This window comes from Flavobacterium sp. TSSA_36 (assembly GCF_051547165.1).
In the GTDB taxonomy this organism is placed as follows: Bacteria; Bacteroidota; Bacteroidia; order Flavobacteriales; family Flavobacteriaceae; genus Flavobacterium.
This window is the reverse complement of sequence record NZ_JBPTTP010000001.1, coordinates 155,878-176,235: the sequence shown is the minus strand read 5'-3', so window position 1 is coordinate 176,235 and position 20,358 is coordinate 155,878. Positions and strand designations below refer to the sequence as shown.

19 protein-coding genes and 1 tRNA gene are annotated in these 20,358 nt (G+C 35.5%); 7 read left to right on the top strand and 13 right to left on the bottom strand.

The features are described 5' to 3' along the window. Positions 1–101: 101 nt before the first annotated feature. The 3 genes from ACSVH7_RS00790 to ACSVH7_RS00780 are packed head-to-tail and all read right to left on the bottom strand — an operon-like array spanning position 102 to position 1,534. Positions 102–554 (bottom strand): 6-pyruvoyl trahydropterin synthase family protein, encoded by a 453-nt coding sequence (locus ACSVH7_RS00790; protein WP_438064796.1) that lies wholly within the window; start codon positions 552–554, stop codon positions 102–104. 42 nt (positions 555–596) lie between these two features. Continuing rightward, positions 597–761 carry a hypothetical protein gene (locus ACSVH7_RS00785; protein ID WP_438064795.1) on the bottom strand — a complete coding sequence of 55 codons (165 nt, stop codon included), beginning with the start codon at positions 759–761 and terminating at the stop codon, positions 597–599. 5 nt (positions 762–766) lie between these two features. Then, positions 767–1,534, bottom strand: a complete 768-nt coding sequence (locus ACSVH7_RS00780) for an enoyl-CoA hydratase/isomerase family protein (RefSeq protein ID WP_438064794.1) — start codon at positions 1,532–1,534, stop codon at positions 767–769. 128 nt (positions 1,535–1,662) lie between these two features. Between ACSVH7_RS00780 and ACSVH7_RS00775 the strand changes: the two genes are divergently transcribed. Further along, a tRNA-Ala gene (locus tag ACSVH7_RS00775) sits at positions 1,663–1,736 on the top strand. A gap of 97 nt (positions 1,737–1,833) precedes the next feature. On the opposite strand, the gene ACSVH7_RS00770 is transcribed toward ACSVH7_RS00775, so the two are convergent. The 4 genes from ACSVH7_RS00770 to ACSVH7_RS00755 form a co-directional block, all read right to left on the bottom strand. Then, on the bottom strand, positions 1,834–2,532 hold the full coding sequence (locus ACSVH7_RS00770; RefSeq protein ID WP_438064793.1) for a hypothetical protein: 699 nt from the start codon (positions 2,530–2,532) through the stop codon (positions 1,834–1,836). A gap of 7 nt (positions 2,533–2,539) precedes the next feature. Then, positions 2,540–4,411, bottom strand: coding sequence for a hypothetical protein (locus ACSVH7_RS00765; protein WP_438064792.1), 1,872 nt, complete (start codon positions 4,409–4,411; stop codon positions 2,540–2,542). A 775-nt stretch (positions 4,412–5,186) separates the two neighbouring features. After that, positions 5,187–5,672, bottom strand: coding sequence for a dihydrofolate reductase (locus ACSVH7_RS00760; protein WP_438064791.1), 486 nt, complete (start codon positions 5,670–5,672; stop codon positions 5,187–5,189). An 8-nt stretch (positions 5,673–5,680) separates the two neighbouring features. Then, positions 5,681–6,010 carry a 2TM domain-containing protein gene (locus ACSVH7_RS00755; protein WP_438064790.1) on the bottom strand — a complete coding sequence of 110 codons (330 nt, stop codon included), beginning with the start codon at positions 6,008–6,010 and terminating at the stop codon, positions 5,681–5,683. A gap of 237 nt (positions 6,011–6,247) precedes the next feature. Between ACSVH7_RS00755 and ACSVH7_RS00750 the strand changes: the two genes are divergently transcribed. Beyond that, positions 6,248–6,550, top strand: coding sequence for an isoamylase early set domain-containing protein (locus ACSVH7_RS00750; protein ID WP_438064789.1), 303 nt, complete (start codon positions 6,248–6,250; stop codon positions 6,548–6,550). A gap of 18 nt (positions 6,551–6,568) precedes the next feature. Here ACSVH7_RS00750 and ACSVH7_RS00745 read toward each other — a convergent pair whose 3' ends face one another. From ACSVH7_RS00745 to ACSVH7_RS00725, 5 genes are all read right to left on the bottom strand, one after another. Then, positions 6,569–7,393, bottom strand: coding sequence for a thymidylate synthase (locus ACSVH7_RS00745; RefSeq protein ID WP_438064788.1), 825 nt, complete (start codon positions 7,391–7,393; stop codon positions 6,569–6,571). An 18-nt stretch (positions 7,394–7,411) separates the two neighbouring features. Then, on the bottom strand, positions 7,412–8,698 hold the full coding sequence (locus ACSVH7_RS00740; RefSeq protein ID WP_438064787.1) for an amidohydrolase family protein: 1,287 nt from the start codon (positions 8,696–8,698) through the stop codon (positions 7,412–7,414). A gap of 38 nt (positions 8,699–8,736) precedes the next feature. After that, entirely contained in the window at positions 8,737–9,363 is a 627-nt protein-coding gene (locus ACSVH7_RS00735) for a bifunctional nuclease domain-containing protein (protein WP_438064786.1), read from the bottom strand. Between the two features lie 239 nt (positions 9,364–9,602). After that, on the bottom strand, positions 9,603–10,571 hold the full coding sequence (locus ACSVH7_RS00730; protein WP_438064785.1) for an electron transfer flavoprotein subunit alpha/FixB family protein: 969 nt from the start codon (positions 10,569–10,571) through the stop codon (positions 9,603–9,605). A 118-nt stretch (positions 10,572–10,689) separates the two neighbouring features. Beyond that, positions 10,690–11,436, bottom strand: a complete 747-nt coding sequence (locus ACSVH7_RS00725) for an electron transfer flavoprotein subunit beta/FixA family protein (RefSeq protein WP_438064784.1) — start codon at positions 11,434–11,436, stop codon at positions 10,690–10,692. Positions 11,437–11,840: 404 nt separating this feature from the next. On the opposite strand from ACSVH7_RS00725, the gene ACSVH7_RS00720 reads away from it, so the two are divergent. The 5 genes from ACSVH7_RS00720 to ACSVH7_RS00700 all read left to right on the top strand — a co-directional run bounded on the left by ACSVH7_RS00720 (position 11,841) and on the right by ACSVH7_RS00700 (position 19,485). Then, the gene (locus ACSVH7_RS00720) at positions 11,841–12,860 is read left to right on the top strand and encodes a pyruvate dehydrogenase complex E1 component subunit beta (RefSeq protein WP_438065426.1); all 1,020 of its coding nucleotides are present in this window, start codon (positions 11,841–11,843) and stop codon (positions 12,858–12,860) included. A 116-nt stretch (positions 12,861–12,976) separates the two neighbouring features. Further along, positions 12,977–15,478, top strand: a complete 2,502-nt coding sequence (locus ACSVH7_RS00715) for a DUF5686 family protein (protein WP_438064783.1) — start codon at positions 12,977–12,979, stop codon at positions 15,476–15,478. Positions 15,479–15,574: 96 nt separating this feature from the next. Beyond that, positions 15,575–16,183 (top strand): DNA-3-methyladenine glycosylase family protein, encoded by a 609-nt coding sequence (locus ACSVH7_RS00710; protein WP_438064782.1) that lies wholly within the window; start codon positions 15,575–15,577, stop codon positions 16,181–16,183. A 105-nt stretch (positions 16,184–16,288) separates the two neighbouring features. Then, entirely contained in the window at positions 16,289–16,819 is a 531-nt protein-coding gene (locus ACSVH7_RS00705) for an inorganic diphosphatase (protein ID WP_438064781.1), read from the top strand. A 113-nt stretch (positions 16,820–16,932) separates the two neighbouring features. Then, the gene (locus ACSVH7_RS00700; protein WP_438064780.1) at positions 16,933–19,485 is read left to right on the top strand and encodes a sodium-translocating pyrophosphatase; all 2,553 of its coding nucleotides are present in this window, start codon (positions 16,933–16,935) and stop codon (positions 19,483–19,485) included. Positions 19,486–19,760: 275 nt separating this feature from the next. Here the strand turns inward: ACSVH7_RS00700 and ACSVH7_RS00695 are convergent, their stop codons facing one another. Continuing rightward, positions 19,761–20,351, bottom strand: coding sequence for a Uma2 family endonuclease (locus ACSVH7_RS00695; RefSeq protein ID WP_438064779.1), 591 nt, complete (start codon positions 20,349–20,351; stop codon positions 19,761–19,763). Positions 20,352–20,358 lie beyond the last annotated feature (7 nt).

The window sequence follows — 20,358 nt, the reverse complement described above, 5'->3', positions numbered from 1 at the left end:
TGTTGATTTACAATTAATCTATATCTCTAGCCTGCACTGAGGCATCGAAGTGTGGTTAAGTTTTTATTTTATTTGAATTTTACCCATAGGGTTATCTATTCCTATACATTATCGCTGGCAAACCATTCTGCGAAAGAAGATTCGGTTTCTTGCAATTTTAAAGAGAATAAGGTAATTCCTTGCGGTAATCGACTTTTGATTCTTGCCGCAAAATCAACAATCATGTTTTCGCTTGTAGGCTGATAATCGACCAAAATCACATGATGCCCACGATCTTTTAATTCTTTAGCCAATTCAATATGAGGAGTCGTTTGGTTGAAAACGGTAGCATGGTCAAATTGATCGACTACTTCTTCTTTGACAATTTTTTTCAAATCGGTAAAATCAATCACCATTCCTAGTTTTACGTTCGATCGATCGGTTATCGGAGCGCCAATTACGGTTACTGATAACTTGTAACTGTGTCCGTGTACATTTTTGCATTTCCCATCATAACCATATAAAGCATGACCGGTTTCGAAACTAAATTTTTTGGTGATTCTGATATTACTCATCTGTATTGAATTTGGCAGCAAATTTAAGGAATTTTAGCGGTTTTAGTCTCTTTTTTTTGCTCGGTAATACATCCAATACGCAAATCCTACCAAAACAACGAAAGGCAAATACGAGCCAATTACCACTCCTATTTCGTAGCTCTTGTCAGGAGCTTGGGCTATTTTTTGAGCTACATCTGCTTTTTGAATCAAAGAAAATGGTGTCATTCTTGCTATTTTTTAAATTGAAGTAAAGCGTTTTTGGTAAAATCAGAAAGTACCAATTGTCCTGAAATCGCGGCGCGTTCTAGCAATAAAGTTGCCCAATGATCGGTACCTTCCCAAAACACTTTCTTGATTTCGAGTAAAGCTTTTGGATTATAGCTCGCTAGTTGTGTGGCCATTTGTTGCACGGCTTCGTCTAATTCCGGAAGCGTTTCAAAAGTAGCAGCATACAAACCTTGTTGCTGTGCCCACTCAGCCGATTTCCATTCTTGAGCCGCCAAGGTCATTTGGGACATCGCCATTTTTCCTATTTTACGACTCACCGCAGGCTCAATCACAAAAGGGCCAATTCCGATGGCAAGTTCTGATAATTTGATACTTGCCTGACGAGTTGCCAAGGTATAATCACAAGCAGCAGCAATACCTACACCACCACCAATGGCTTTGCCTTGAATGCGACCAATAATCACTTTCGGACAAGCTCGCATTGCATTAATGACATTAGCAAACCCAGAAAAGAAGGCTGCTCCTTCGGCTTCATTGCTGACTGCCAAAAGTTCGTCGAATGAGGCACCTGCGCAGAAAACGCCTGTACCTTCACTCTGTAGTACCACCACCTGAACGGCATCATTAGTACTTACTTCCTGAATCACGGTTGTGAGTTGCTGCAAAAGGGCTTTAGGAAAAGAATTGCTGGCGGGGTTGCCAAAGGTAAGTGTGGCAATACCATTGGCAATCGTTGTGTTAAGTGTGCCTGAGGCAATCATTTGTGACATACTTTGTTTTTAAGTGTAAAGATAATTGTATTGTAGTAACAGTCCTCTTTTTTGGTTTAAAAAACATTTTTGTAGGCAATAAATTTGTGTATTGAATAATTAAAATACTATATTTGCGCCATAGTCATGGGGATGTAGCTCAGTTGGCTAGAGTGCTTGACTGGCAGTCAAGAGGTCGTGGGTTCGAGCCCCATCTTCTCCACAAAAAAAAGCCTTAGAAACATTTTGTTTTTAAGGCTTTTTTATTTTAGTGTGTCATTTCTGACGGAATACTATGATTCGTTTTCAGGTATATTGCACTATTTTAGGATAGGGATTGAAACGCCAAGACCAGTAGCGACACCAGACCAACCAGTTATAACTTTTTCTCCTTCGGCATTCGTTAAATGGCCATCTTTAAAATCACCCTCTTTAATCTTTAGCTTGCCATAGGCATAAGCTTCTAAATCAACGTAAGCTCTTAAAATTACAAAATGTAAGTCATATTCATAAGCTACTCCAGCAGCTACTCCAAAATCGATAGACTTAAAATCAATTTGACTCTCCTCGGTTACATTTAATATAGTACTTTGAGATTTTAATTTCAATATTGATTTAGTTACAAAACTTTTGAAGCTTACCATTAATGATCCCTTTTCTTGTGGGTTAATTTTCTTTTGATAAATTAGTCCCAAGGTGTGCCCAGATAACTCATTGGTAAGTCGGACATAACCGGAATAATCTGCCACAGACGATTTGGCCCCAGTTACTTTGTTGCTATAGAAAACGGATAAATTGCTATTGTATCGAAGGCCACAAGTGAATCCATAATAGTTATTGAAATTTTCTTTAGTTTTAAAATTCTCAAAATTAGCTTGCTGCACCAGTTCATCGTGAAATATTTTCAATGATTTTGCTGAGGGTATACCGAAGTTTGCATCGCTAAAAAATTCAATTTTTTGGGCTTGAATTTTAAAATTTAGCAAAATACAAATGAGTAAGAAACAATATTTTTTCATGTATATTTTAATTTAGATCTGTAGCAAATCCTTTGGAGTGTAGTAGTTTTTTGTTTCTGATTCTCAGAAAATACTCAGTATCTTCCTGATAGAATTCACCAATTGCTTGTTTATTTATTTCTGATGAAAACAAACTTATCGTACTAGTTGATAGGTCATATATAGCGAATCGATTATTTTGAGCAAAAAGTATTTTTTGAGAAATAACATCAAAGTACATGTTATCATACGAGCCAACAGTAAATGATTTGCTAATCTTAGATTTAAGATCTACAATATTTATTTGATTATTATTCATATAATATAAAATATCATCTTCAATATCTATATTGTTTCTCCATGAGTTATAATTTATGTCTACTAGTTTAGTAAGTTGATTGTTTTCGATTTTGAACACTGTATTATAGGTCTGGTTTTTAATATAGAGATATTTGCCATCACGAGATAGGTAGCAGCTACTTGCAATGCCCGAGAATATTGGAATATTGGAAGTTATATTTGAAAGTTTAATATTGTTTCCATCGGTAATCACTAATTTATCATTTCTTAAAATTGAGGAAGCAGAAAATGGCTGACCAATATATTGTTTTATGATACTTAAATTTGATTTTTCAATTGTGTACGAACCGTGATCAGCATCGACATAGAAATTATGACTGCTTGGGTCTAAAGAAAATTTTAATCGCTCGTGTCTTGGAGAGTTATAATCAGCAATAAATTTTTTCGACAAGAATATCAATTTTTCAGAAAATTCATAAATAAAGATTTTAAAATATCCCGTTGAATTCCTTTCAAGAATTAATGAATAATAGTGATTGGTGCTGGGGTTGTAAAGGATTTCTTTAGAAAAATAGGAGTGAAAATCAAAATTCATGACACTATTTCCCTCTATGCCGACATTTCTAAAAGTATAATACGGAAGGTAGTTGTTGTCTAAATCTGTGATTTGTGTGGTAATATCATATTCATACCCTATAATGTAAGGACTGTTTACTATATATTCTCCTCCTTTGTTTGACCCCATGAAAGTAGTATATCCTGATCTGAATTCAATTTCATTGAAATTTGCATACAATGGATGAGCAGACCAAATTATTTTGTAACTATCACTATTTATTAATGCAATTTTCACAGTAAACCATGACTTGTCATAATCAATAGATTTATTGGTGCCATTTAATCCTACATAGGGGCTTTCAAAAACTATAGCATAAGTAACTTTCGAATAGGAGTCAAAATCTGGTTGGTTAAAACTGCCCTCATACAGTACCGTTTTTGTATCGTTATAGAAACCACTTTCAAGCACTGCTCTTGACAACGGAATTTTGATTTCTTTGTTTTTGAATTTGATACTTAGAAAAGCTTTTTTGTATTCAGGGTTGTTTATGGCTCCCCATTTAACATAGATACTTCCATCTTTGATTATTGCTTCGGTAATACCCGGAGGAGTAGAGGGGTTTCTATGAACAATAAATTTGTACTCTTGAGTTGAACTTAAAATTTCTTTTTGAATTTGGTCTGCAATACTTCCTGTTCCTGAAGTAAATTTATTTTCAATTTTAATTATATGTATTCCATCTTCAAGTGTGGAAGGGTTTATGAAGAATATCCCTTGATTTCCATCCATGGTCATTTGATAACTCTTGTTATCTATATATAATTTAGATTCTATTAAAATTTGATTCGGTAATCCTTTGAAAGTATAATTTAATTGACTTGAGACATTAATAGTATCTAAATTTTTAAAATTAGATAGGTCAATATTATTTTGTATTGTTTCAGGTTTTGAGATTTCAATAAAATTGTCTGACGAAAAATCGTAGGTACAACTTGAAATACTTAAACAAATGAAAATTAAAAGAATAATTATTTTTTTCATAATGAATTATAAATTATTTTTTTTTGCATGATCTAGTTCTTTTTTTATTCAGAAAGTTTTTTCAAATGTAAATATTTTTAACATTTCTAAATCTTTTATCTGAGTTTTTTCTGATTTTTATATTTTAACAACATTTGGGCGACATTATGTTTTCAGGGTACAACCTTAATGTATTGTTTGATGTAACCTAGAAACCATGTTAGAATTTGTAACGTAAGTGTTTTATCAAAAAAAAAATGGAGGGTTTGAACAATTTTTGAAAAAGGAAATCACGTTGAGTGAAACCCAATCATTCTTTATAAACAGATGAGCTATTGCTTTTGTGTTTTGAATTTAAAAAGGGGAGGACCTGTAGCTCCTGAAGTATGCTGCGGCCTTTTCTTAGGACAAGATTTATACTAATTTAACCCAGAATCCGCATTAGACTTCGTAGCGAGACTGAATTATTCAATAAAAGCAAGAGCTCACGGACTATTTTTGAAGAAGGAAACAACGTTCAGTGAATACCTATAAAAAATATAAACCAATGAGCTAATACTTTTGTATTTTGAATTTAAAAATAGGAGTAAGTTCTTGGTTTTGAAGAAGAATTTAGTCGTAGTAGATTTCTAATGCGGAATCTGGGTTTAAGATAGTTTTTAAGTTTACATTTCTATTGCTATGGCTAAGATTATAGATAACTTTTTGGCAGGAAAAATGTTTTAGGGTTTTTGACACTAAAAAAGCCTAAGAAACATTTTGTTTTTAAGGCTTTATTAGTTTTTATAAAACAGTATTAAAGAATTCGAGTGTAGGTTTCAAAAGAATAGTCATACTGATGTTTTTCATCTTTGCTGTGTTTTTCGGTATTTACTAATTCCCATTTCGTACGATCTATTTTCGGAAAAAAGGTATCGGCTTCAAACTCATGGTGTACTCGAGTTACATCCAGTTTATCGGCAAAAGGCATGGCTAAAGCATAGATTTCGCCACCTCCGATTACGTAAATGGGAGCCTCTTTGGGGCATATTTCTAAGGCCTTTTCCATAGAATTTACTACAATACAACCTTCTGGATGATAAGCTTCATTTCTAGTGATAATGACATGGGTTCTGTTAGGTAATGGTTTTGGAAAACTTTCAAATGTTTTTCGTCCCATAATAATATGATGCCCAGAGGTAACGGCTTTAAACCGTTTGAAATCGTTTGGTAAATGCCAAATGAGATCGTTATTTTTTCCTAAGGCGTCATTTTCTGCAATAGCAGCAATAAGTATAATCATTTGTTTAGTTATTTTGAATCGTTTTCCATTTCTCGTTCTAATTGACTAATTTTTTTCTGTTGTAAGGCGACTAAACGGTCAATTTGATCTCGCTCCCAATTTTTATTCATAAAACGATCGGTGATAAAAACTTTGATAAAATGAAGGATAAAGAAAAAAGCCCATAGGGTAATGGCCCAAAGCGACCAGTTATTAGTAATACCCAAATCAAAAAAGCGATATCCAATGATTAAAAAAAGACTACTCAACGCAAAAAGCACAAAATGATAATATAATCTTTTTTTCTGCTTGATTCGTTTTCTAGCATATTCGTATTGTTCATGTTGCTCTAAATCCATAATGATTATTTTTTTATTTAAAGATAAAATATTTTTTAAATTATTGAAATCCTACTGGTTTAAAACGCAATATAGTAAAATATAAAATTCTGAATTACAAAATTTTAATGTTCAAAAATAATAGGGTACAAAATTTCTATGCCACTATTTTCAAGAATTCATAAAAATCATTATGAGCCAATTGTTGTACGGTATATTTTGTATAACTTGTTGTAAAATTATAAAAATCAATCTATTATGGCTATTAAAAAACAATTTGTGAAGACCAAACCATTATGTAAAGTAACCTTTTCAATTTTGGCAAAAGAAGCGCAATCTGCAGCTGTTATTGGCGATTTCAACAATTGGAATACGCAAGAAGGCACTTTGATGAAATTAAAAAATGGCACTTTCAAGGGCGTATTTGACTTGCCGAAAGACACTACATTTGAATTTAAATATTTAATTGACGGAACTTACATCAATGATACTGATGCTGACGGATTAATTTGGAATAATTATGCTGGTACAGAAAATTCTGTTTTAGAACTTTACAACTAAATAGTACTAAGATAAAAACTAAACCGCTACACTTCCCTTAATAAGAGGATATGGCTCATAGTTTTCTAAGGTAAAATCTTCATATGTAAAGGAAAAAATATCGTTTACTTTTGGATTCAAAACCATTTTGGGCAATGGTTTCGGCTCACGAGAAAGCTGCAACTCAAGTTGTTCAAAGTGGTTGTTGTAAATATGGGCATCACCAAAAGTGTGGATGAATTCACCAGGAGTCAAGTCACAAACCTGAGCAATCATCATGGTTAACAAGGCATAAGAAGCTATGTTAAATGGAACTCCTAAAAAAATATCAGCGCTACGTTGGTACAATTGGCAGGAAAGTTTACCATCGGCTACATAAAATTGGAAAAAAGCGTGACAGGGAGGCAATGCAGCTTTGTTATTGGCTACATTTTCTTCAAAAGATTTTGTGGTATCTGGTAATACTGAAGGATTCCATGCAGAAACTAATAATCTTCGGCTATTGGGATTGGCTTTTAATTCTTTAATTAAATCGGAGATTTGATCAATTTCTTCACTGTTCCAATTGCGCCACTGATGGCCATAAACAGGTCCCAAATCGCCCTTGCTGTCTGCCCAAGCATCCCATATTTTCACTCCGTTTTCTTGTAAATAGGCAATATTGGTTTCTCCTTTTAAAAACCACAATAACTCATGTATGATTGATTTTAAATGGAGTTTTTTGGTGGTTACCATGGGGAATCCTTCGGCTAAATCAAAACGCATTTGATACCCAAAAACACTTTTAGTGCCTGTTCCTGTTCGATCTCCTTTTTGTGTGCCGTTTTCTAAAACGTGCTTCACTAAGTCATGGTATTGTTTCATGGTAGTGCTTCCTTAGTATTACTGATTTTTATATATTTTTCCGTCTTTCATTACAAAAGTAACGTCCTCTAGTGTCTTAATATTTTGGAGTGGATTTTCATTGACTGCAATGATATCTGCCCAAAAAGTTGCTTTCAATTGTCCAGCTTCTTTATCAATTCCGAGCAATTGTGCATTAGTAAGGGTGGCGGCTTGAATGGCTTCTATTTCAGGCATTCCTGCTTCTACCATATAGCCAAATTCTTTACCATTTATTCCGTGGGGAAATACACCAGCATCGGTTCCAAAGGCAATTTTCACTCCTTTTTTATAGGCTTTGGCAAAGGTGGCTTTAATTTGTGGGCCTACTTCACGAGCTTTGGGCACTACGATTTCAGGATAGAAGTTAGGAATCTCAGCATTTTTTTCTACTTCTTTTGCAGCTGTTAGCGTTGGTACTAAGTAGGCATCATATTTTTTCATGAGCTCCATGGTCTCTTCGCTCATAAATGTCCCATGTTCAATGGTTTTGATTCCTCCAAGGATAGCTCTTTGCATTCCTTCATCTCCATGAGCGTGTGCGGCGGTGAGCATATTATAATCTTTGGCTGTTGTCGTAATTGCTTTTATTTCTTCAATAGAAAATTGTGGATTTTTTCCGCTTTTGGCTACACTTAATACGCCTCCAGTTGCAGTAATTTTAATAACATCTGCGCCTTCTTTATAGCGTTCTCTTACTGCTTTTACAGCATCTTCTGGAGAATTAATCACGCCTTCATGTGGTCCTGGATCGCCTACAAGTTTTCTATTGCTGCCGTTTGTTGGGTCGGCGTGACCTCCTGTTGTGGCAATAGCTTTTCCTGCTGTGTAAATTCTCGGCCCTTTGATTACCCCTTTGTTGATGGCATTTCGTAAAGAAACATTAACGCCTGTTCCTCCTAAATCTCGGACAGTTGTAAAACCAGCCAATAATGTAATTTCAGCACAATTCACGGCTTGAAAGGCGACATCGGCTTCGTTGTCTATATATTTTGAAACGTAACTTTTGGAATTAAGTTCTCCTTCAATATGAACATGAAGGTCAATCAATCCCGGTAAAACGAATTTGTTTTTTAAATCCACCTCAATATCGATTGGATTGACTTTGGAAACAAAACCCTCCTGTATTTTTATGATTTTGTTTTTGGCAACTACAATGGTTTTATTTGGTAGTAATTTGCCTGATTTTGTATCTAGAATAGAGCCGCAATGCAAATAATACTCCTGCGCAACCATTACTTGGCCCAAAACGAGTAGAAAACCCAAAAAGAGTTGCTTTGTTTTCATAAGAATATGATTAAGTGACTTAAAATAACCCTATTGTTTTATCTTTTGGATATTTCGTCACGAATGGTAGCTGCTTTTTCATAATCCTCATTCAGTACTGCTTGATCTAGCAGCACATTCAGTTCTTGCAAGCTATAGCTTGCATATGCGGATCCTGAGGATTTCGCTTCTTCGCTCAGTCCAAAAGTTTGTGGGTTAGATAAAATACTATCAATTTCATCCGCTTCTGGGTCAGCTGATGGATTTGGATTGGATTTGAGGTAGATTCCGGCTTTGTCTAAAATGTTTTTGTAAGTAAAAATTGGAGCGCTAAATCGGAGTGCCAATGCGATGGCATCGGAGGTTCTGGCATCAATAATTTCTTCTATTTTATCCCTTTCGCAGATGATACTGGAGTAGAAGACTCCGTCCACTAATTTATGAATAATTACTTGCTTTACTACGATATCGAAGCGTTCGGCAAAGTTTTTAAACAAATCATGGGTCAAAGGACGGGGCGGTTTGATTTCTTTTTCTAAAGCAATGGCAATGGATTGCGCTTCGAAAGCACCAATTACAATTGGCAATTTGCGTTCGCCGTCTAGTTCGTTCAAAATCAAAGCATACGCTCCGTTTTGAGTTTGGCTATAAGATATTCCTTTGATCGTTAATTTTACTAAACTCATGTTTTTTTTATAAAAAACAACTACTAATTTTGCTAGTCATTTGGTGTTTTAAAGGTGCAATTTTAATCAAAAAAAGGCATAAAAAAAAGCTACCTAAAGCAAAGATACGATTCTCATGTTTTTAGGTAGCCTTATTGTGATTTAAATTTGCACTAAGTTATTATTCGTTAGTGTTTCTTCATTGTAAAATGTTAAGCGATAGTTTATAAGACTAACGACTAAAAGCTGAACACTAATAATTATGATTGTTGTGCTTTGAACGCTTTGAATTTTTCGATTAATTGAGGTACAATTTCAAAAGCATCACCAACAATTCCATAATCAGCAACTTTAAAGAAAGGGGCTTCTGGATCGCTATTGATCACTACTTTTACTTTTGAAGAGTTAATACCCGCAATATGTTGAATCGCTCCAGAAATACCTACTGCAATGTATAAATTAGTAGCAACTGGTTTTCCTGTTTGTCCTACGTGTTCTCCGTGAGGTCTCCATCCTAAATCGGATACAGGTTTTGAACAAGCTGTTGCAGCGCCTAAAACACCTGCTAATTCTTCGATCATTCCCCAGTTTTCTGGACCTTTCATTCCGCGTCCGGCTGACACTACAATATCAGCATCGGCAATAGAAACTTTTCCTGAACTTTTTTCAACTGAAGTCACTTTTACACCAAAGTCGTTAGCATCGATGGTTGGATTAAAATCTTCTTCAGCTAATGAACTTGCATTTTCAAAAATACCATAAGAATTTTTGGCAATTCCTAACACTTTAACTTCTGTCGTAATTTCAGTTGTATTGAACGCTTTGTTTGAAAAAGCCGTTCTTTTTACTTGAAATGGCGCAGTGCTTAATGGTAAACCTACAACATTTGAGGCAAAACCAGCTTCTAAACCAACCGCTACCAATGATGACAAATAAATACTATCTGTTGTAGAAGATAAAACAACCACTTTGGCATTCTCTTTTTGAGCAGCTTGCTTAATTACATCGGCGTAAGCTTTTGCTGAAAAAGCATCCAATTGACTATTGGTAACTTTTAAAACTTTGTCTACTCCATATTTTGATAGTTCCGAAACATCTCCCGCGTTTACAGTAACAGCAGTTACCGTTGTGCCTAAACTTTCAGCTACTTTTTTCGCATAAGAAGCTAATTCTAATGCTACTTTTTTAAATTTTCCTTCTGCAGATTCTGCGTATATTAGTATTGACATGATTTTTTTGTTTAAAAGTTAAAAGTTTAAGATTTAAAGTTTTGCAACTGAAAACAGAGACTTAAAACTGAATTATTTTAGATTTTTAAACTGAACACTAAAAACTGATTACTGAATACTAAATTACTTTAGCTTCGTTATGTAACAAACTGATTAGTTCATCCAAATTATCCGCTGCTACCAATTTAACTGCAGATTTTGGAGCTGGTTTGTCAAATTTTACTGCTTTAGTAGCTACATTAGCATCTACAGGCTCTAAAATAGTTAACGCTTTTGTTCTTGCAGTCATAATTCCTCTCATGTTTGGAATACGCAAATCTTTCTCCTCAACTAATCCTTTTTGACCACCAATGATTAAGGGTAAAGTGGTAGCTACAGTTTCTTTTCCACCATCGATTTCTCTTGAAGCAGTTACTGATGTTCCATCAACAGCAACACTTACACAAGAGTTCAAAAAGTTGTACCCAAGGATTCCTGCAATCATTCCAGGAACCATTCCTCCGTTGTAATCTAAAGATTCTTTTCCAGCAATTACTAAATCGTATCCGCCATTTTTGATTACTTCTGCCAATTGTTTGGCTACGAAGAAACCATCTGTTGGAGTAGCATTTACACGAATGGCTTCGTTGGCTCCAATAGCTAATGCTTTTCTTAAAGTAGGTTCTGTGTCTGGCCCACCAACATTTACAACAGTTACGGTTGCGCCTTGTTGTTCTTGAAACCAGATGGCTCTTGTTAATCCAAATTCGTCATTTGGATTGATAACGTATTGAACGCCATTGGTGTCGAATTCTGAGTCACCGTTAACGAAATTGATTTTTGAAGTAGTATCAGGAACGTGACTGATGCAAACTAATATTTTCATAAGACTTGTTTTTTTTGATAAAGCTTGACAAATTTAAAATAATAATTGGAATATTTACTATGCATGCATACTATTTTTTAAAAAACTATTACGATTTCGCTGCAGGGTCTGTATTCGCTGGTTAAACTAAGCCAAAAACAATCACAGGGGATTCATTATTGATTGTATTTACATTATTTCTAACAATTTTATTTTCATTTGTTTTAAATAGCTGCTTATTACATTCAAAAATAACATCTTTTGAACGCACTGCCCTAGCCCAGAAAGGAGCGGCATCCTCTAGTGGCTTGGTTCGCCACGAGAGATAGAGCGGGTAGCTGGACACGAGCAAAGCGAACAGACGAAGTAATTAGCTCCTGATAATTTTAAACCTATTTTATGCTTTAAAGTAGTTTAAAATATTTATTTTTGCTGTTCGAAAAAACACACATAGATATTATAATATGAGAACGATACAATTTAGAGAGGCGATTTGCGAAGCGATGAGTGAAGAAATGCGTCGCGATGAGTCCATATACTTAATGGGTGAAGAGGTTGCTGAATACAACGGTGCCTATAAAGCATCGAAAGGAATGTTGGCAGAATTTGGTGAAAAACGAGTAATCGATACTCCTATTGCAGAGCTTGGTTTTACAGGTATTGCGGTAGGTTCAGCCATGAATGGATGTCGTCCGATTGTAGAATACATGACCTTCAACTTTTGTATGGTGGGTATTGATCAAATTATTAATAATGCTGCCAAGATGCGTCAAATGTCGGGTGGGCAATTCCATATTCCAATTGTTTTTAGAGGGCCGACAGCTTCTGCTGGACAATTAGGAGCGACTCACTCTCAAGCTATCGAGAATTGGTTTGCGAATACTCCAGGTCTAAAAGTTGTAGTACCTTCAAATGTATATGATGCTAAAGGATTGTTGAAATCAGCCATTCGCGATAATGATCCTGTCATTTTTATGGAATCAGAGCAAATGTATGGCGACAAAGGCGAAGTGCCAGATGGAGAATACACAATCCCGCTTGGAGTTGCTGATATCCCAAGAGAAGGGACTGATGTTACCATCGTTTCTTTTGGAAAAATTATCAAAGAAGCGTTCAAAGCGGCAGATGAATTAGCAAAAGAAGGAATTTCTTGTGAAATTATTGATTTGAGAACGGTACGTCCAATGGATACAGAAGCGATTTTGAAATCGGTTAAGAAAACGAATCGTTTGGTAATTTTAGAAGAAGCTTGGCCTTTTGCTAGTGTGTCTTCAGAGATTACTTATTTGGTTCAAGAGCAAGCTTTTGATTTCTTAGATGCACCAATTCAGAGAATCACAACTGCCGATACACCAGCACCTTATTCTCCTGTTCTATTAAAAGAATGGTTGCCTAATGCTGATGATGTAGTAAAAGCAGTCAAAAAAGTGTTATACAAAAAATAGGAAGCGTTTATCAGTAGTTTTTTAACAGTCAAAACCGTTTGTTGTAGCTACTACTTGCATTCTAATCCTTATATTTGAGGCTTCAACGAAATAGGTTCGTTGAAGCCTTTTTTATTATGAAAAAAATTTTATTTTACATTTTTTTTATTGCAATCGTTGGTGCTAATATTTCAGTGGCTCAAACCAAAGTAAGCGGTATTGTGGTTGATAAATCGAATCAACCTATTCCGTTTGCCAATGTCGTTTTTAAAAATTCGAGTACTGGAATTGTGACAAACGAAGATGGACGATTTTATATTGAATCTCCAAATGATTATACTGTTCTTGTGATTACCTCAGCAGGATTCTCTGATAAAGAAATTACGCTAGAAAAGGCGGTAAATTACAATTTCAAAATCGTATTGAAAGAAATGCAAGAGCTGAATGAAGTAGTCATTTTTACTGGGAAGACTTCTAAAAAAAACAATCCCGCACTCGATATTTTGCGCAAAATTTGGGAACGAAAGCGACAAAACGGACTCTATCAATTCCAACAATACCAAATGGAAAAGTATGAAAAAATAGAATTTGATATGAATTCTATTGATAGTGCCATGATGAAAAATAAGGTTTTCAAAGGCATGGAGTTTATTTTCAATCAAGTGGATACTTCTAAAATTACGGGAAAAACCTATCTTCCTATTTTTATCAATGAAGCGTTGTATGATGTTTACGGAGATAACACCCTCAAAAAAATCAAAGAAATCAATAAGGCGAATAAAACCTCTGGTTTCAACGGAAATCAACAAATACTCGGTTTTATAAAAGACTTGTATTCCACTTATGATGTGTATGACAATCACTTGACTTTTTTTGATAAAAGTTTTACAAGCCCTTTGTCAAAAACCGGAATTGATGTGTACAATTACATTCTAAAAGACAGTGCTTACATCGATAACAAATGGTGTTTCAATATTGTCTTCTATCCTAGACGTAAAAACGAATTGACTTTTAAAGGCGATTTTTGGGTAAATGACACTACTTTTGCTATCAAAAAAATAAATATGGCAGTAACTAAAAGTGCCAATATTAACTGGGTGAAAGACATTTATCTAGAACAAGAATTTGAAGTCATGAACGACTCAGTATTTTTGTTGACCAAAGATTATTTGATGTCGGATTTTGCTTTAAATAAAAAAGAAAAGTCTAAAGGTGTTTATGGAAAACGTACTTCCTATTATCGCAATCATGAATTCAATAAGCCTAAACCTGAAAAGTTTTATAAAGAGGAGGTGAATTTTATTGATAACGCGGTTTACAATCGCTCTGAGGACTATTGGAATGAAAATCGATTTGAAAAGCTTTCCAAAGACGAAAAAGGTATTTATAAAATGCTAGACACCTTACAAAATGTAAAACGTTTTAAGCAGTTGTACAGTTTGGTTTCCATTTTAGGGAGTGGTTATGTAGAATTTAATAATTTCGATTTTGGTGACGTGTATTCCACTTTTGGGTTTAATGACGTTGAGGGAATTCGTTTGCGATTGGGTGGAAGAACGTATTTTGGTCCAAACGATACCTGGCGTTTGCAAGGATTCACAGCTTATGGTTTTGAGGATAATAAATTCAAATACGGAATTTCAGGCAAGTGGATGGTGGATAAAAAAAACAGAATCATTCTCTCAGCAGGAAATCGACGAGATGTGGAGCAAATTGGGGCAAGTCTTACCACAACAAATGATGTTTTAGGGAGAAGTTTTGCATCATCAGCGCTTTTCACAACTGGGAACAACGGAAAATTAACAAATATTAATTTGACGAACTTTTCTTTTGAAATCGAACCCATCAAAAACTGGACGTTCTCAACGGGACTCTCTCATCGAACATTAGTTTCAGCATCTCCTGTTTTTAGTTTAGATTATTACACTACTTTGCCTTCAGCAAGTAATCCTTTGGGAGTAACCAAAAGCGATTTGAAGCAATCTGAAATTAATTTTCAAATCGAATTTACCCCAAAACGTCAAACTATAGGCTTTGGTGTAGAACGCGATGTTGTAGACAATCCATATAGTCGTATTTTTATCAATTATAGCCATGGATTCAAAGGTGTTTTAAACAGTGACTTCAAATACGACAAAATTCAGTTGTATTATAAACAACCCTTCGTTATTGGTCCTCTCGGAAGAACGAATTTGATTCTAGAGGCAGGAAAAACTTTTGGAACAATTCCGTTAGGGCTTATGAGTGTGATACCTGGAAACCAAACGTATTTTAGCATCGAAAACACTTTTAATAATTTGAATTTCTACGAATTTATAAGCGATCAATATGTCACCTTACAATGGAATCACAATTTCCAAGGGCGTTTATTTGCGAGAATACCATTCATGCGAAAACTCAATTGGCGAGAGGTTGTTGGTGTAAAAGGGGTTTATGGCACCATCTCTGATGCGAATCGAGCCATTAACGCTTCCGGAATTGCTTACCTTGCTCCTGAGAAGTTCTATTGGGAATACAGTGCTGGAATTGGCAATATTTTAAAAGTGTTTAGAATTGATTTTGGTTGGCGAGGTAATTATCGCGATCTACCAGAGGCGCAAAATTTCACAGTCAAAGGGACATTCGGTTTTAATTTTTAGAAAATAATTCAGTGGTTCGCTATTTCTCTAGACTTGTCCCAAGGCTTTGAAATTCCAATTGAGGCTACTGCTTTCTTTGACTAAATACTATCTGCTATGCAAGAACCATTCGCTCGATTACTTTCGCAAGAACCTGTTTTTAAGACCATAGTCGAAAATTACGGTCTGCCCATCATTCCACAACGTCCTGAAGGATTCGAAACCTTGGTGCTCTTGATTCTAGAACAACAGGTCTCTATTGATTCAGCTAAGGCTACTTTTTTGAAGCTCAAATCAGCTGTAGGTGCGATACATCCAGAAAAACTCTTGCAATTAACCGATGAACAAATTCGAACTTTTGGGGTGAGCCGTCAAAAAACAACCTACATTAAAGCTTTAGCCTCTGCGATCCATTCCAAAGAATTGGTTCTGGAAGAATTGTCCTCACTTTCTGCCGAAGTGGTTCGCGAAAGATTAATCCAAATAAAAGGCATTGGTAACTGGACTATCGATATTTATTTGATGTTTTCACTTGAAGCTCCTGATTTGTTTCCGCTTGGAGATATCGCAGTAGTAAACACTATGAAGGAATTATTTGGCCTTGAGGAAAAACATGAGATGGAACTTTTGGCGCAATCCTGGTCTCCTTATCGTTCTTTTGCCACTTATTTGTTATGGCATCATTATTTAGGAAAACGCAATCGAAAAGTAAGTTATAATCCTTAAGCAGCGAAAACGATATAGATGCATTATCCTTATTTTTTTCTTGTAAAAACGTTGGGTTTGTCTACTTTTGCAAAAAAATTATAAAAAGCTAAGACTTAAAAGAAAATGACTGCAGACAAAATAAAAACTTTCGATGTTTTGATCGAAATTCCAAGAGGAAGTAGAAACAAATATGAATATGATTTTGAAATCAAAAGAATGCGCTTCGACAGAATGTTATTCTCCTCTATGATGTATCCCGCGGATTATGGATTTATTCCGGAAACGTTAGCTTTAGATGGGGATCCATTGGATGTATTGGTTTTAGTAAACGAACCTACTTTTCCTGGCTGCGTGATGGAAGTGAAACCAATTGGTGTTTTCCACATGGCAGACGATAAAGGGCCGGATGAGAAAGTAATTTGTGTGCCTGTTTCAGATCCTATTTGGAACTCATTAGAAAATTTATCAGACATCAATCCACATTTGTTAAAAGAGATTGAACATTTCTTCCAAGTGTATAAAGATTTAGAAAATAAAAAAGTAGACGTTGAAGGTTGGGGGGATGTAAATGAAGCGTATGCCATCATCAAAGAATGCACGGATCGTTTTGATGCAATTGAGAATAAACCTGAGGGATTATTTAGTATAAAATAATTTTACCCGCTATTTTTTATAAAAAAAGCAACATGCAGCAAGGCATGTTGCTTTTTTTTGCTTAAATTCGTCTGTAACGAGTTTAAATAATTAATCAATTAACCATTTTATTTATGAATACATTTATGATTTATGTGCCAATTGTCATGGCAATTATTGGACTTTTGTTCATGACTGCAAAACGAGCCTGGGTGCTCAAACAAGATGCTGGTGACGGCAAAATGAAGGAGATTTCAGATTACATTTATGAAGGGGCTTTAGCTTTTCTGAAAGCAGAATATAAATTATTAGCAGTATTTGTGCTTATTGCAAGTGCTGTATTGGCAGGGATTACTTTTTTGCCTGGTGTAAAAACTCATTTATTAATTGTAATTGCATTTGTTTTTGGAGCCTTTTTCTCAGCCTTGGCGGGAAATATGGGAATGAAAATCGCAACCAAAACCAATGTTCGTACAACTCAAGCCGCTCGTACTAGTTTACCTCAAGCTTTGAAAGTGTCTTTCGGTGGTGGAACCGTAATGGGATTAGGGGTGGCCGGTTTAGCTGTTTTAGGGTTGACCGGTTTTTTTATTGTCTTTTTTAGAATCTTTATGAACGGAGAATGGACTTCTACTGAAGACATGACAATTGTTCTAGAAACTTTAGCTGGATTTTCTTTAGGTGCTGAATCTATTGCTTTGTTTGCCCGTGTTGGTGGTGGAATTTATACCAAAGCTGCCGATGTAGGTGCCGATTTAGTAGGGAAAGTAGAAGCTGGAATTCCAGAAGATGATCCTCGTAATCCAGCAACTATTGCGGATAACGTAGGAGATAACGTAGGAGATGTTGCCGGAATGGGAGCCGATTTATTCGGTTCTTACGTAGCGACAGTTTTGGCGGCAATGGTTCTTGGAAACTACGTAATTAAAGATATGGGTGGAAAAATTGAGGATGCCTTTGGCGGAATTGGTCCCATTTTACTACCGATGGCAATTGCTGGTTTCGGAATTTTGTTCTCTATCATCGGAACGATGTTGGTAAAAATCAGTAGTGATGATGCTAAAGAAGCACAAGTGCAAAAAGCTTTAAATATTGGAAACTGGGTATCTATTGTTTTAACTGCTATTGCTTGTTTCTTCTTGATCGATATGATGTTGCCAGAAACAATGCAAATGTCATTCTTTGGTGAAGGAATTCAAGACATTTCTTCAATGAGAGTTTTCTATGCCTCTTTAATTGGATTATTTGTTGGCGGAGCCATTTCATCAGTAACAGAATATTACACAGGTTTAGGTACAAAACCAGTAATGGCTATCGTGCAAAAATCATCTACAGGGGCTGGAACTAACGTAATCGCTGGTTTAGCAACGGGTATGATTTCTACTTTTCCAACGGTTTTATTGTTTGCAGCCGCTATTTGGTCTACTTATGCTTTGGCTGGATTTTATGGAGTGGCTTTGGCCGCTTCTGCGATGATGGCAACTACCGCTATGCAATTAGCTATTGATGCATTTGGTCCTATCTCAGACAATGCTGGTGGAATTGCGGAAATGAGTGAATTACCAAAAGAAGTGCGTACCAGAACCGATATTTTGGATTCTGTTGGAAATACTACTGCAGCCACTGGAAAAGGATTTGCGATTGCTTCTGCGGCTTTGACTTCATTAGCCTTATTCGCTGCTTATGTAACTTTTACAGGAATTGATGGCATCAATATTTTTAAAGCTCCTGTTTTGGCCATGTTGTTTGTCGGAGGAATGATTCCAGTAGTTTTCTCTGCTTTAGCGATGAATTCTGTGGGTAAAGCAGCGATGGATATGGTGTATGAAGTACGTCGCCAATTCAAAGAAATTCCTGGAATTATGGAAGGAACAGGAAGACCAGAATACGGTAAATGTGTGGAAATTTCAACGAAAGCCGCCTTACGTGAAATGATGTTGCCTGGCATATTAACCATTGGGTTTCCTATCGCCATTGTGTTATTAGGGAAATTAGTTTACGGAGATAACAACCAATTGATTGCTGAAATGTTAGGGGGTTATATGGCTGGTGTAACAGTTTCTGGTGTACTTTGGGCGGTTTTTCAAAACAACGCAGGAGGTGCTTGGGACAACGCCAAAAAGTCTTTTGAAGCGGGTGTAATGATTAATGGAGAAATGACGTATAAAGGTTCTGATGCACACAAAGCGGCTGTTACAGGAGATACAGTTGGAGATCCGTTTAAAGACACTTCAGGGCCTTCTATGAATATCTTAATTAAATTGACTTGTTTAATTGGATTAGTGATTGCTCCTATCCTAGGCAGTGGACATAGCGATATGGTTACAAAACCTGCTTGTTGTGCTGGTAAAGAGGAGGTAGTAATGATGTGCACCTCGGGCAAATGCGATCCAGCAAAAATGGCAACAATGACTAAAGATGAATGTGCCGCAATGTGCAAAGAAAATGGATGTTCTGAGGAATGTACTGCCAAATGTTTGTCAATGTATGATGCTGATGGAAAATTTGTGGGCGAAAAAACACAAACCATCAAAGTGACTACCATGAAAGATGTTCGTGTGGAAATGACCAATGATAACGGAAAAACCAAAGCAACGGTGACCACAACAACAGATGGAAAAACTACCACTCAAACTTTTGAAGGAACTGAAGAAGAAGTGAAAGCAAAAGTGCAGGCTTTGAAATAATATTTGTTATTGAAAATGAAAAATGCCTCTAAAAGTTTTAGAGGCATTTTTTTATATGACTATCCGTGACTAGTACCATTTCACAGAATAAATTAGTTGTTGAATGTTTTTCACAAATATAATCCTTTCTATCTTTGCGTCTTCGCGACTTTGCGAGCCCAATTCCACCCAAAGGCGCAGAGACGCAAAGTATATTGTCATTATTTAGACTGTTGGTATGAGTTACGGACAGTCCTATTTTTTGATGTAATGCATATAGTGAAAATTAGCTTTTTTTAATTAAAAATTTTAGCTAATTGAAAATCTAAGTTTGGAAATAATCTACTCTGAATCGTATCTTCCTCAATTAGTGGATGCATTCCTATGAATTGATTTTCTTTCAGAATATAAATAAAAATAGTTTTATCAGCTGGGTTCACAATCCAGTATTCTAGCACTCCCGCTTCTTCATACAAATCAAATTTATATTTCATTTCTTTGTTGGAATTTCCAGGCGATAAAATTTCAATTACCAAATCTGGAGCTCCAATGGCACCTCTTTCATCAATTTTTGAATCGTCACATATCACGCACAAATCGGGTTGTACTACAGTAAAAATCTCTTTGTCTAATTTTGATTTTTTATTACTATCAATGAGTCTTACATCAAAAGGTGCTGCAAAAAGATTACAAGAACGTGGATGGGAAAAATTATAAAGTACACCTGCTAACTCCCTAGATATTCTTTGATGAGTAGTATTTGGGGTTGATCCTACACTAAATATTTTTCCGTTCAAAAGCTCTACCCTATCATCAAATTGCCAAGTTAAATAATCGGCATAAGAGTAGGTCTTATTAAGGTCTAATTCGTTACTATCCGTTATCATAATTCTT